This window comes from bacterium (assembly GCA_018814885.1).
In the GTDB taxonomy this organism is placed as follows: Bacteria; Krumholzibacteriota; Krumholzibacteriia; order LZORAL124-64-63; family LZORAL124-64-63; genus JAHIYU01.
Window position 1 is genome coordinate 1 of the sequence record JAHIYU010000179.1, and the last position, 12,293, is coordinate 12,293.

Here is a 12,293-nt window from a genome sequence, read left to right on the forward strand (position 1 = left end):
AAGGAACACTCTTCCGGGGCGCGGGATGCCGCATCGCGGACGACCATCTCGGCTATGCGCTTTGTGGCGCCCATTATGGATGCGGGGTTTACCGCCTTGTCGGTAGAGATGTTGACGAAGCTTTCGACGTTGAACTCAAGTGCCATGGAGGCAAGGACCTTTGTCCCTCCGACGTTGTTGAGAACCGCCTGGTCGGGGGCTACGACCCGGCCTACTGGTGCGGGCGCTACGGCTTCCGCGACTGCGACCTGCCCGCCCTGTTGCGCCGGCCCCTGCCCGAAGACGACCGCTACGATCCCCTCGCGGTGCCCGACGCCGATCTCGAAGCGCTCTTCGACTACGGCTGCACGGTGCTCAACCGCGACTATGCCCTCTACGGCATCCTGCTGGCCAACGGCCGCCTCGGCGACCTGCTCGGCCTGGAGACCTTCTCGCCCTTCTGCGACCGCCGCGTCGCCGACCACATCCTCTCGCTGGCGACCGAGCTGCGCTGCCCCGGCGTGCCGGATCGTCCCGGCGCGTTCACCTTCAAGGCCCTGCACCGCCAACTGGCCTATGAGCTGCTGGAGCCCGACATCGTCGACCGCCCCAAGCAGGGCGGCGCCGTCAACCCCCTGATCCACCTGCTCGACGAGACGCGGCTGGACCGGGTGCGCCGCGCCCTGCACGGCTCCGCCTTCCTGGACGACCTGTGCCGGCGCGAAGCGGTCGCCGGCCTCTTCGCCGACGTGCCTCACAACGCCACGCGCATCCTGCAGCTGGTGGCCCTGGATCTCTGGCACCACCTGTTCATCGAGCGCGCCGCTCCCGATCCCCCCGATTTCACGCTCACGGAGTTCCTGGACGCGCGGGCCGGGTAACAAACTCCCCGTCGCGCCGTATCGACCGGGCGCATCCATCCGCCCGGAGGCACCGGCATGGCGACCAGCAACACGTTCCTCTTCCTGGCCATCCTCAGCGTGGCGTGGGGCGTGGCGACGTCACTCAGGATCACGGCGTGGCTGCAGAAGCGCGGCGTGAAGATCAACTACGTTTTCATCCGGATGATGATCATCAGGTACGTGCATCAGTACAGGGAGATGAGCCGCACCGAGTTCGGGCACGCGGGGCCGCTCTTCTACAACTATGTCATCGCCATGAACATCGCGCTCGTCTGCGCCGTCATCGGCCTGGCGCTGCGGTAGAGAGCTCTCGACTCCCGGCTTCCGGTACCGTATCATCGGTATGCCCTCGCCCGGGATCAGGGGGTTCATCGTGATGATCCACTCTCGTATCCCGGCACTGGTTTTTTCGATTGCCGGCGCGCTCGCGGCCAGAGCCTGCGGGCAGCCCTCCGCTGATCACGACGCCATCGGCATCTACTTCACCATCGCGGATCATTGTACTTGCGCGGATATGGCAGCCTTCTTTCAGGACCCGGCATATCTCGTCATCACCAGCCCCACGCGTCCCGTCGCCTCCTTCGCTTGCCGGCTCCGCGTAGAGCCCGCCAGTGGGTATTTCGGGAGTTGGACGGCGGACGCGGCCTGGTTCAACGCGGCCGTGCCGCCCGTTTTCGATTGCTCGCCCGTCGGGGATCCGATAACGGGGGACGACATCGTTCTGGCAAGCATCAACTTCCTCGTCGTGAACGATACCATCGCGCACCTCTTCTACATCGACCCGCCCGAGGGGGAGGACGAGGTCGCGTACACCGATCCCGACGGGGAACCGACGGCCCTGACCCGGTATTCCGGGCTCTATCCGGGGAATGCGGACGCGATCGTGAATCCGCACCCGGGGTGCTGGTGCTATATCGCCAACGAGCCTCTGAGCTGGAGTTCCATCAAGACCCTCTACAGGTGACCGCCTCATACGCAATGCGAAGCCCCGGCGTCGCTCGTCGCCGGGGCTTCTCGCTCGTGCGGTTTGCTGGGAATGGCTGGCTAACGCACGAGTGTCATCCTGCGGGTCTGCACGGCGCCGCGCGTGACAGCGCGCGCCAGGTAGACGCCGGAAGCGAGGGGGGTGCCGCGCACGTCGCGTCCGTCCCAGGCGAAGGCGTGGTCGCCGGCCGGGAAGACGCCGTCGGCCAGCAGGGCCACGCGGGCGCCGGAGAGGTCGTAGACCGCCAGGGCGACGCGGGCGGGCGCGTCCAGCGCGAAGACCACGGTGGTGCGCGGGTTGAACGGGTTGGGATGGCTGCTCAGGCGCAGGCACACGCGGGCAGGCGCGTTGCCGCCGGCGGTGGACCGGTCCAGGGCCGAGGCCGCCTCCACGAAATGCGAAACGAACCAGGGCCCGGCCGTCTCGTTGGCCAGGGTGTTGGGATGCGAGTCGACGTCGTAGTGGCTGCGTTCGTATTCGTAGCGCAGCATGTTGCGGGTCGCGCTGCCGTCGTCGGCCTGGGCCAGCTCGTTGAACAGGTCGATGCACACCACGTTGTCGTGGCCGGCGAGGTAGGCGTCCGAAGCGAGCCAGTCGGCGAAGTCGCGGGCGCGGTCGGCCTCGGCGGCGCTGGTCGACAGGCGGTGCCGCGGCGGTTGCGACATGACGACGAACACCTTGTCGGGGTACTGGTCGAAGACGTCGCGCATCTGCAGGTACAACTGCTTGCGCTCCTCCAGCTCGGTGTCGGTCTCGATGTTCGAGGCCGGGTAGCACGACTTGAAGCCGATGACCTGGTGATTGGCGAGTATCTGGTCGCGGGCGCCGTTGGCGGTGGTCCAGAGGGCGAGCAGCCCGTCCGGATCGGTGTTGTCGCCGGGGATGCCGTACGTCGTGCCGAGCAGGGATCCGTCGGGTGCGGTCAAGCCGATGTAGTTGTAATCGTGATCCCAGAAGTCGTAGGCGGTGCCGTTGGCGGCGGTGTACTCCGCGAACCAGCCGCGCACGTCTCCCTCCGCGATGAGGTTGCGTCCGGTCGAGTGGTGCAGCATGAAGAGGTTGGTCAGGGGAGCCGCCGCCGCGGGGCCGGCCAGCAGGACCGCCAGCGCGACGCGCCGGATGAGCGGGATGAGCGGGATGAGATGGGCGCGTCTGGTCGTCATTCGATCTCTCCGGATTGACAGGTGGTCTCCGGTCCCCCTGCGCGGACACGTGCAAGGCCGGGACCAGCCGTCCTGCGGCAACGCGAGAGCTTCCCGCCTTGCCCGGGGATTGCCCGCCGTGCCTCTCGGGGGATCGCGTCTCGCATGAAGGGGGAAACATATAAACTGTTATGCAACTACGCAAATTGCACATCCAATGTAGAGCGACATGCCGATCGGCTAATAAGTCATCTATTGTGTCGGTAAATATTGCGGACAGATAAATAATTCGTCGGCGGAAAGGAGAAGGCGGGAGCCGGTCGCTCCCGCCTCGGTGACTGATCGCACGGTGATATCTCTACTCGTACAGGCTTTTCACGCCGCCCCAGGTCTCGTCCGCGTTGGCGACGGGCGACTGGCAGCAGACGATGTCGGCCCACATCATGATGTTGCCGGGAAAACCGAAGTCGGCCACCAGGTCGTACCACCCAAGACCGTAGTCGTTCCAGCTGGTGCAGGCGGAGGGAAACTGGTCGGTGACTATGTCCGGGTTCGACGAGAACGTGCTGACGAAGACGTACGAGAGCGAATACTGGTAGCTCATGGCCGCACACGCGCAGTCGGGCGTGGGCAGGCCGATGTCGTAGAGCCCCGCGGTGTCGATGGTGATCGAGGTGAGGTCGGAGGCGCAGACCGGGTTCCCGGGGTACCAGCAGTCCAGCTCGTCGCTCCAGGCCGGGCTGTCCACCGTCACGTAGGCGTCGAAGGTCACGGGCACGTCCTCGGGCCCGAACTGGACGATCATGTGGACGAACTCCACGGCGAAGCCCGCCGGACACCCGCAGGTCTCGGTCGGGTCGTAGATGTAGGTGTACTGTTCGGCGCCCCAGATCCAGTTCGGAATGGCGTAGAAGAACGGGTTGGGATTGCCCACCAGGCAATCCTGCCGGTAGCTTTCGAACAGCGCCGAGATCTTGTCCGTATCTAGACGCTGGACCGAGACGTTCCTCTCCGCGACCGCATTGCCCGCCACGCACAGGACAAGAATCAGCAGCAGTAGCAAATTCCTCATGTCGTACCTCTGGTGTTGAGCGTTGGGAACGCACCCCCGCACTCTACGATGATATCCCACACAACACAAAAAGTCAATAATGGTGATATTCGCGATATGGCGGGAGGGGCGCGCCCCGGTCGACAGGCGGATTCGTGGGGCGATTTGACACGAGGGATCGGCTCGCTGTACACTTGATCGGCACTATGCGATACGGGAAACCCATTTCGATGAAGGAATCACGTCCGCCTCTTTGTTATCGATCCCATCGCCCGCGATGCACCGGCGCCGGATACCGGATGTCGTCCGGTCGTGCCATATGTCGGAGGCGATCATGCACGGTTCCTCATCCCCGGGCCGCCGTTTCCACCTTCATGTCGTCGCCCTGATCGTTGCGCTGTCCCCCCTGGCGACTCCCGTCGCGGCCGGCGACGAGGACTGGTCGAGCGCCTTCGCCCATGCGGCCGATCTGGACGGCCCGATCTATTCCATGGTGGCGTACGGGGATGATGTGGTCGTGGCGGGCGGGTTCACCTCCGCGGGCAACACGCTCCTCTGTGGCGTCGCGCAGTGGGACGGTGCGGGTTGGCGGCCCCTGGGCGACTGTATCCCCGGCGGTGGCGCCTATTCGAACCCCATACTCTCCCTGGCCGTTTTTCAGGACGAACTCTACGCGGAAGGCTGGCGCCTGGACGGCGGCACCTGGACCGATGTGCTCGAGATCGAGGGGCATGTCAGCTGCATGGAAGTCCACGGCGATCTCCTCGTGGTCGGCGGGAGCTTCGACACGGCCCAGGGCGTCCCCGCGGACAACCTGATCGCCTGGGACGGCGAGTCGGCGGTCGAGCTGGGCGGGGGGTGCAACGGGGCGGTCCGCTCCCTGCTGTCCCACGACGGCTCGCTCTACGCGGGTGGCGGGTTCACCGAGGCCGGGGGAATTCCTGCCGAGCGCATCGCATGCTGGAACGGGGAATCGTGGTCCGACCTCGGCGGCGGCGTGTCCGGGGATCAGGAACGGTGTTGTGGCGATTACGGCGAACCTGCCTACTTCCCGGCGGCGGTCATGGCCATCGGCGCCCACGGCGAGGATATCTACGTCGGCGGACAGTTCACCATGGCCGGAGGCGACTCCATCTCGGCTCTGGCTCGCTGGGACGGGGTGGGCTGGCACGCAGAGGAGGATCTCGTCCTGGGGGATATGACCGAATACTATTCCCTGGATAGCTGGCTGGATTTCCCGCCCTGTGTCCAGTCCCTGGCCGTGGACGCCGCCGACGGCCTGGTCGCGGGGGGACGCTTCTCGGTCATCGGCGATCCGATCCGGTACGGCTTGATCCGCCGCGATGAAGGCGGTTGGAGCCACCTGGGCGGCGGTTTCGATTACGACGGAAGTTTCTACCTGTATATCGCCTATGCACTGTTGCCAGTGCCGACCGGTATTTTCGTCGGAGGTCAGTTCTACGACATCGGCGGGATCGATGCGGTCTGCGCCGCGTTCTGGGACGAGTCCGCCTGGTCTCCGCTCGTCCACGAAAACGGTCTGGGCACCGACGGTCATGTCTTCACCAGCCTCGATTATCAGGATGACCTGATCTTCGCCGGCGGCTTCCGCTCCGCGGGCGGCGTGTCGGCCGGTTGCATCGCCAGCTTTCACGGGGATCACTGGGGGACCGTCGGCGATTCCGGGATCGACGGCACCTGGCCGCGGATTCGCGACATGGTCGTGTTCGAGCAGGATCTGGTGGTCGCCGGCCGCTTCGAATCCGCGGACGGCGTCCCGGCCGCCAACGTGGCCCGCTGGGACGGCGCCGCCTGGCAGGCCATGGGACCGGGCCTGTCCTGCTACGAGGTGGCCGCGCTCTGCGTGCACGCGGGAAAGCTCTACGCGGCCGGTGGGGACGGGCTCTATCCGAATCCGCCCTTTTACCCGGCGGCGAAACAGTTCGGCGATCGGGGATACGTCTATCGCTGGAGCGGCGAGGCGTGGGAGCTGATCATCACCACCGATGAGCACGTCACGGGCGCCGTGAGCGATCTGGCCTCGTACGACGGCGCGTTGCTCGTCGCCGGTTCGTTCAGCGAGGCCAACGGCCAGCCCGTGGATGGCCTCCTGTGCTGGGACGGCAGCGCATGCGAGGAATTCGGGGGTGGCCTCAGGTACTGGGTGCGATGCCTGGAGGTCGTCGGCGACGACCTGTACGTCGGCGGGGGATTCACCGTCGTCGGGGACGTCCCGATGAACTACCTCGCCCGCTGGGACGGGTCGGCCTGGCACGACGTCGCCGGCGGCCTGAACGGCGGTTCCAGCAATTACGGTCTCTATGATCTGTTGCATGCGGGCGGACGCCTCTACGCCGGCGGCCGTTTCGACACGGCGGGCGATATCCCGGCCCGCAACGTGGCCGTCCTGGACGGCGACACCTGGCGCGCCCTCGGCAGCGGGGCCGGCCCGACGGTGACCACCCTGGCCTGGCGCCAGGGCGATCTGTACGTCGGCGGCAAGCTCGAAGAGGCCGGCGGCCTGATCGTCGGCGGCCTGGCCCGCTGGGAAGGCGAGCCGGTGTCCGTGATGGTGTCGGGATTCAGCGGCCGCCGCGACGGCCTGGCGGTGGAACTGGTCTGGGAGGCCGCCGGCAGCCTGTCCGGCGGCGGCTTCCGGGTCTGGCGGGACGACTCCGTGGGCGACCCGCAGTGCCTGGCGCCCGCGCCTTCCTGCGAAGGTCCGCTATGTGCCTACCTCGACGACGCGGCGCCTCCGGAGGAAGCGCATTACCGCCTGCAGTGGCGTCGCGATGACGGAGCGACCGCCTGGGTGGCCGAGACGTGCGTCGGCGTCGCCGAGCTGCCCCGCTCGGTCCGCTTCGTGGACGTCCATCCCAATCCCTTCAATCCCCGCGTCACGGCCTCCTTCACCGTCGGCGCTTCCCAGCGGACCCGCGTCACGGTGCTGGACGCCAGGGGCCGCGAACTGGTCCGTCTGGCCGACCGGCGGTACGGCGCCGGCCGGCACGAGATCGCCTGGGAGGGTCGTGATGCCGGCGGTCGCGAGGTCTCCGCGGGCGTCTACATCCTGCGCCTGGAAGGCGACGACGGGGAAGACACCGTGAAGATCTCCTTGTTGCGCTGAATCACCGCCTCGTCCCCCCTTCGCCTGAATTCAATGCCTCCTTGACAGGCCCCAGTTGGTGTCCTGTATTTGTCCGGAATGCCTTCGCGGCGGCGATCCGGCGGCGACGCAAGCGGTTTCCGGCGCGGGCGATCGATCCGAGCCGTCCCATCACCCGACGCCCTGGGGGCCGGTCTTCAGATGAGTCATCTGACAATCATCGCCACCGTCAGCACGGGGCTGCACGCCGACTTTGCGACCGTGCTGTTGTTCATTCTCTTCGGCGTCTTCTTCGCCAACCTGGCGCTGGGCATCGCCAAGCTCGTACGCCCGTCCCAGCCGAGCGCGGCCAAGCTGACGACATACGAATGCGGGGAGCTGCCGCGCGGTTCGTCCTGGGTGCGCTTCAACATCCGCTTCTATCTGATCGCGCTCTTCTTCATCGTCTTCGACGTGGAAGTGATCTTCATCTACCCGTGGGCGGTCGTCTTCAAACCGCTGTACCCGGCCGTCGGCGGCCTGCTCTTCGTGGAGATGGCGCTCTTTCTGGGCATTCTCGTCGTGGGACTGATCTACATCTGGGCCAAGGGAGATCTGGACTGGGTCAAGGGCCTGATCAGGCGCGGCGGGACGGAGGTCGACGGGGAATGAGGAAGAACTACACGGAATCCACCACCCCGCCCGAGGGATACGATCCGCGGCGCGAGCAGATGCTCGACTTCAAGGTCGACGAGGACCTGGCCCTGGTCACCCGTTCCGACGACAAGAACTTCATCCTGACCACCGTCGACGAGCTCTTCAACTGGGCGCGCCTGTCGAGCATCTGGCCGGTCACCTTCGGCCTGGCCTGCTGCGCCATCGAGATGATGGCCGCTTCGGCCACGCGCTACGACATCGACCGCTTCGGCGCCGGCGCCTTCCGCGCGACCCCGCGCCAGGCCGACCTGATGATCGTCTCCGGGACCGTGACCGCCAAGATGGCGACGCGGCTGCGGCGCATCTACGACCAGATGCCGGAGCCCAAGTGGGTCGTCGCCATGGGCAGCTGCGCCATCGGCGGCGGCCCCTACTTCAAGTACGGCTACCACGTGGTCAAGGGCGTCGACTTCCTGGTGCCTGTGGACGTGTACATTCCCGGCTGCCCGCCGCGCCCCGAGGTGCTGCTCGACGGCCTGATGCGCCTGCAGGACAAGATCCGCGGCCGCAAGGGCAAGTCCCGCGTCCCCAGGTGGGTGGCGGATTACGCCAAGAAGATCCCCTACGTCAAACGTTGAGGACGACATGGAAGCCACAGCCATCCATGAACTGCTGAAGCGGCGTTTCGGCGACGACGTGCTCGACTTCGTGGACGGCCACGGACAGGGCGCACGGGTCGCCGCCGCACGCGTCGCCGAGATCGCGCAGGTCCTGCGCGACGAGGACGAGCTCGATTTCGAATCCCTGATGTGCCTGACCGGGCTCGACTGGGACGGCTACGACGAGAGCGGCAAGGGCAAGAGCGTGGGCATCCTCGGTTACGACGAACTTGGCAAACCCGAGACCAGCGACCGCGTGGGCGAAGGCGAGCTCGGCGTGGCCTACGCCCTCTACTCCCACCGCCACGGCCACAAGTTCTGCCTGTATGCGCGCGTGCCGCGCCAGGCGCCCGAAGTGCCGTCGGTGTCGCGCGTGTGGCCCACCGCCGCCTGGCACGAGCGCGAGGCCTTCGACCTGGTGGGCGTGCGCTTCACCGGCCACCCCGACCTGCGGCGGATCCTGCTGGACGACGACTGGGCGGGACATCCCCTACGCAAGGACTATCAGATGCCCGGCGTCTGGCAGGAGGTGCCCCTGGCGGGGCGGTCCTACGCCGAGTCCAAGTGGGGCGAGGACGACGTCGTGCTGCCGGATCCCGGCGGCGATTCGGGAGGTGGGGCATGAGCGAGCAGGTCTCCACCCACGGCTGGCAGGCCCAGGACGAACCGCACGATCTGCATTCGGAGCTGCTCGAGATCAACATGGGCCCGCAGCATCCCGCCACCCACGGCGTGCTGCGCCTGCTGGTGCACACCGACGGCGAGATCGTCCACGAGGTCACGCCCGTCATCGGCTACCTGCACCGCTGCGCCGAGAAGATCGCCGAGGGCTGCGACTATCGCCAGTGGATGGTCTACACCGACCGCTTCGACTACCTGGCGCCCATGAACATGAACTTCGGCTACGCGGTGGCCGTCGAGAACATGCTGGGCGTGGCGGTCCCCGAGCGCGCCGAGCACATCCGCGTGATCTGCGCCGAGCTCCAGCGCATCGCCAGCCACCTGATCGCCCTGGGCACCTTCGGCCTGGACATGGGCGCCTGGACGCCGCTGCTCTACTGCTTCCGCGAGCGCGAGGAGATCCTGAACATCTTCGAACGCCTCAGCGGCGGCCGCATGCTCTACAACTACTTCGACATCGGCGGCCTGCGCTTCGACGCCTACGACGGATTCGCCGAGGACGTGCTGGACATAATCAACATCATGGAGCAGAAGATCGGCGAGTACAACACGCTGCTCTCCTACAACAAGATCTTCGTCGAGCGCACGGCCGACGTGGGCATCATCGACGCCGACGACTGCTACGCCTACGGCTGTACCGGCCCCGTGCTGCGCGGCGCCGGCGTGCCTTTCGACTGCCGCAAGGACGACCCCTACTCGATCTACGACCGCTTCGAGTTCGAGATCCCCTACGGCGAGGGGGAAAAGGGCACCATCGGCGACTGCTGGGACCGCTACATGGTGCGCGTGCGCGAGATGTACGAGTCGTGCCGCATCGTCAGGCAGGCCCTCGACGCCATGCCCGACGGCCCGATCATGGCCGAGGACCTCAAGAAGCTGGTCAAGCCGCCCGTCGGCTCGCTCTACACGCGGACCGAGAGCAGCAAGGGCGAGATCGGCTTCCACATCTTCTCCGACGGCGGCGCCAGGCCGTTCCGCAACAAGGTGCGCTCGCCGTCTTTCTCGAACCTGCACGTCCTGGAGAAGGTCGGCCCCGGCCTGATGATCTCCGACCTGGTGGCGACGGTGGGTTCGCTGGACATCGTTCTCGGGGAGATTGACAGGTAGCCATGGAACTGATGACCGACCTCTTCGGCAAGATCTTCGGCGACGGGCTGTCGCCCACGGGGCTGCTGATCGCCGGCGGACTGACGATGGCCCTGATCATGTCCCTGGTGATGGCCCTCTGCGCCATCGTCTTCACCTGGACGGAGCGCAAGGTGGCGGGCTTCATCCAGAGCCGCTACGGCCCCATGCGCGTGGGACGCTTCCACGGCGTGCTGCAGCCCGTGGCCGACATGGTGAAGATCCTCGGCAAGGAGGACATCATCCCCGCGGAGGCGGACAAGCCGCTGTTCATGCTGGCGCCGCTGATCATCTTCATCGGTTCGCTGCTGGCCTGGGCCGCGATCCCCTTCGCGCCCGGATTCATCGCCGCCGACCTCGACCTGGGGCTCTTCTACATCTTCGCCGTCAGCAGCGGCGCGGTGGCCGGCATCCTCATGGCGGGCTGGGCGTCCAACAACAAGTGGGCGCTGTACGGGGCCGCGCGCGGCGCCGCCCAGATGGTCAGCTACGAAATCCCGCTGGCGCTGTCCTGCATCCCCGTGGTCATGCTGACCGGCTCGCTGAACATGAACGATATCGTGATCAACCAGCAGGGCGGCATCTGGAACTGGTACGTCTTCCACGATCCGTTCCTGTTCCTGGCGTTCATGCTGTACTTCGTGGCGTCGATCGCCGAGGTGAACCGCGGCCCCTTCGACATGCCCGAGACCGAATCCGAGCTGGTGGCCGGCTACCATGTCGAGTACACGGGCATGCGCTTCGCCTTCTTCTTCCTGGCCGAGTACGCGAACCTGTTCCTGGTCTCCTGCATCGCCACGGCGGTGTTCCTGGGCGGCTGGCACCCGGTCGCGGGGCCGGTGGTCCTGCCCGGCCTGGTCTTCGTGATCAAGGCCGTGCTGCTGGTGCTGCTGCAGATGTGGGTGCGCTGGACGCTGCCCCGCCTGCGCGTCGACCAGCTCATGCACACGTGTTGGAAGGTGATGGTGCCCCTGACGCTGCTCTGCGTCCTCGGCGCGGGCATCTGGATGATGGCGACCGGCGAGCTCGGCTAGCCGGTCCACGCGAGGGTCGAGAATACCGGAGCGACCATGACCGAGTACGTGCGAGACATATGCGATACCGTGATCAGCACCCTCAAGGGGATGCGCATCACGGGCAAGCACCTGGTGAGGAAGCCCGTGACCCTGCAGTACCCGGACGAGCGCTGGGTCCTGCCTGAGCGGTTCAAGGGCTTCATCATCAACGAAACCGCGCGCTGCGACGGCTGCCTGCGCTGCGCCAAGGTCTGCCCGGTGGGCTGCATCTACATCGAGACCACGGGCAAGGGCAAGGACCGGTTCATGCACCGGTACGCCGTCGACTACAACAAGTGCATCTGGTGCGGCCTCTGCACCGTCGAATGTCCCACCGGCGCCTGCCAGCACAGTCTCGATTACGATCATTCGCTCTACGACCGCAAGCGGCTGGTCTACGAGTTCGTCGATCCCAGGCAGCCGATTCCCTGCCACAAGGCGCGCCGTCTGGAGCTGGGCTACTACGTTCCCGACGCCGATCCTGGCCCGGAAAAGGGGGAGTGACTTGTCCGGAGATCTCGTCTTCTACGGATTCGCGCTGTTGACCGTGCTGGCCGGCTTCTTCGTCGTCTTCAGCCGCAACATCGTGCACGCCGGCTTCAGCCTGCTGTTCACCCTCTTCGGCGTGGCCGGGCTGTTCGCGCTGCTCGGCGCCGATTTCCTGGCCGTGACGCAGGTCATCGTCTATATCGGCGGCGTCCTGGTCCTGATCCTCTTCGTGGTCATGATGACCCGCATCCCGCGCGGCTACCTGCCGCGCCGCGGCTTCGACCACATGGTGCCGGCGGGCGCCCTGGCCATCGTGCTCTTCGCCCTGCTCTACAAGGTCGTAACGGGCACGGGCTGGGCCGTGCGCGAGCCCGGTCCCGCACACCCGACCATCTCCGAGATCGGCGCCCGGCTGATGACCACGCACATCTTCCCCTTCGAGTTCGTGTCGCTGGTGCTGCTGGTGGCCATGATCGGCGCCGC

Annotated in this window: 13 protein-coding genes; 10 read left to right on the plus strand and 3 right to left on the minus strand. The window is 66.3% G+C overall.

Annotated features, from left to right (window positions below; genetic code table 11):
- A partial coding sequence (locus KJ554_13890; GenBank protein ID MBU0743419.1) for a polysaccharide biosynthesis protein occupies positions 1-899 on the minus strand: 899 nt, incomplete at its 3' end.
- Positions 900-917: 18 nt separating this feature from the next.
- Between KJ554_13890 and KJ554_13895 the strand changes: the two genes are divergently transcribed.
- Both KJ554_13895 and KJ554_13900 read left to right on the plus strand, forming a co-directional pair.
- Positions 918-1,184, plus strand: coding sequence for a hypothetical protein (locus KJ554_13895; GenBank protein MBU0743420.1), 267 nt, complete (start codon positions 918-920; stop codon positions 1,182-1,184).
- A gap of 70 nt (positions 1,185-1,254) precedes the next feature.
- A complete protein-coding gene (locus tag KJ554_13900; GenBank protein MBU0743421.1) occupies positions 1,255-1,845 on the plus strand; it encodes a hypothetical protein in 591 nt (196 codons plus the stop codon).
- An 80-nt stretch (positions 1,846-1,925) separates the two neighbouring features.
- Here KJ554_13900 and KJ554_13905 read toward each other — a convergent pair whose 3' ends face one another.
- Together KJ554_13905 and KJ554_13910 are read right to left on the minus strand one after the other, a co-directional pair.
- Positions 1,926-3,029, minus strand: coding sequence for a hypothetical protein (locus KJ554_13905; protein ID MBU0743422.1), 1,104 nt, complete (start codon positions 3,027-3,029; stop codon positions 1,926-1,928).
- Positions 3,030-3,366: 337 nt separating this feature from the next.
- Positions 3,367-4,080: a hypothetical protein gene (locus KJ554_13910; GenBank protein MBU0743423.1), complete on the minus strand. Its 714-nt coding sequence runs from the start codon at positions 4,078-4,080 to the stop codon at positions 3,367-3,369.
- A gap of 313 nt (positions 4,081-4,393) precedes the next feature.
- On the opposite strand from KJ554_13910, the gene KJ554_13915 reads away from it, so the two are divergent.
- The 8 genes from KJ554_13915 to KJ554_13950 all read left to right on the plus strand — a co-directional run.
- Entirely contained in the window at positions 4,394-7,186 is a 2,793-nt protein-coding gene (locus KJ554_13915) for a T9SS type A sorting domain-containing protein (GenBank protein ID MBU0743424.1), read from the plus strand.
- A gap of 180 nt (positions 7,187-7,366) precedes the next feature.
- Positions 7,367-7,816 (plus strand): NADH-quinone oxidoreductase subunit A, encoded by a 450-nt coding sequence (locus KJ554_13920; protein ID MBU0743425.1) that lies wholly within the window; start codon positions 7,367-7,369, stop codon positions 7,814-7,816.
- Positions 7,817-7,875: 59 nt separating this feature from the next.
- Entirely contained in the window at positions 7,876-8,439 is a 564-nt protein-coding gene (locus KJ554_13925) for an NADH-quinone oxidoreductase subunit B (protein ID MBU0743426.1), read from the plus strand.
- A gap of 7 nt (positions 8,440-8,446) precedes the next feature.
- The gene (locus KJ554_13930) at positions 8,447-9,085 is read left to right on the plus strand and encodes an NADH-quinone oxidoreductase subunit C (GenBank protein ID MBU0743427.1); all 639 of its coding nucleotides are present in this window, start codon (positions 8,447-8,449) and stop codon (positions 9,083-9,085) included.
- The gene (locus tag KJ554_13935; GenBank protein MBU0743428.1) at positions 9,082-10,248 is read left to right on the plus strand and encodes an NADH-quinone oxidoreductase subunit D; all 1,167 of its coding nucleotides are present in this window, start codon (positions 9,082-9,084) and stop codon (positions 10,246-10,248) included. The genes KJ554_13930 and KJ554_13935 overlap by 4 nt, the downstream gene beginning before the upstream one ends.
- 86 nt (positions 10,249-10,334) lie before the next feature.
- Positions 10,335-11,300 (plus strand): NADH-quinone oxidoreductase subunit NuoH, encoded by a 966-nt coding sequence (gene nuoH / locus KJ554_13940; protein ID MBU0743429.1) that lies wholly within the window; start codon positions 10,335-10,337, stop codon positions 11,298-11,300.
- A 36-nt stretch (positions 11,301-11,336) separates the two neighbouring features.
- Positions 11,337-11,825 (plus strand): NADH-quinone oxidoreductase subunit I, encoded by a 489-nt coding sequence (locus KJ554_13945; GenBank protein MBU0743430.1) that lies wholly within the window; start codon positions 11,337-11,339, stop codon positions 11,823-11,825.
- Between the two features lies 1 nt (position 11,826).
- Positions 11,827-12,293 (plus strand): NADH-quinone oxidoreductase subunit J (locus KJ554_13950; GenBank protein ID MBU0743431.1); only part of this gene is annotated, 467 nt, incomplete at its 3' end.

Coding starts and splice junctions, on each gene's coding strand:
- KJ554_13895 (MBU0743420.1), top strand. CDS start 918: ATGGCGACCAGCAACACGTTCCTCTTCCTGGCCATCCTCAGCGTGGCG.
- KJ554_13905 (MBU0743422.1), bottom strand. CDS start 3,029: ATGACGACCAGACGCGCCCATCTCATCCCGCTCATCCCGCTCATCCGG.
- KJ554_13910 (MBU0743423.1), bottom strand. CDS start 4,080: ATGAGGAATTTGCTACTGCTGCTGATTCTTGTCCTGTGCGTGGCGGGC.
- KJ554_13915 (MBU0743424.1), top strand. CDS start 4,394: ATGCACGGTTCCTCATCCCCGGGCCGCCGTTTCCACCTTCATGTCGTC.
- KJ554_13920 (MBU0743425.1), top strand. CDS start 7,367: ATGAGTCATCTGACAATCATCGCCACCGTCAGCACGGGGCTGCACGCC.
- KJ554_13925 (MBU0743426.1), top strand. CDS start 7,876: ATGCTCGACTTCAAGGTCGACGAGGACCTGGCCCTGGTCACCCGTTCC.
- KJ554_13930 (MBU0743427.1), top strand. CDS start 8,447: ATGGAAGCCACAGCCATCCATGAACTGCTGAAGCGGCGTTTCGGCGAC.
- KJ554_13935 (MBU0743428.1), top strand. CDS start 9,082: ATGAGCGAGCAGGTCTCCACCCACGGCTGGCAGGCCCAGGACGAACCG.
- nuoH (MBU0743429.1), top strand. CDS start 10,335: ATGGCCCTGATCATGTCCCTGGTGATGGCCCTCTGCGCCATCGTCTTC.
- KJ554_13945 (MBU0743430.1), top strand. CDS start 11,337: ATGACCGAGTACGTGCGAGACATATGCGATACCGTGATCAGCACCCTC.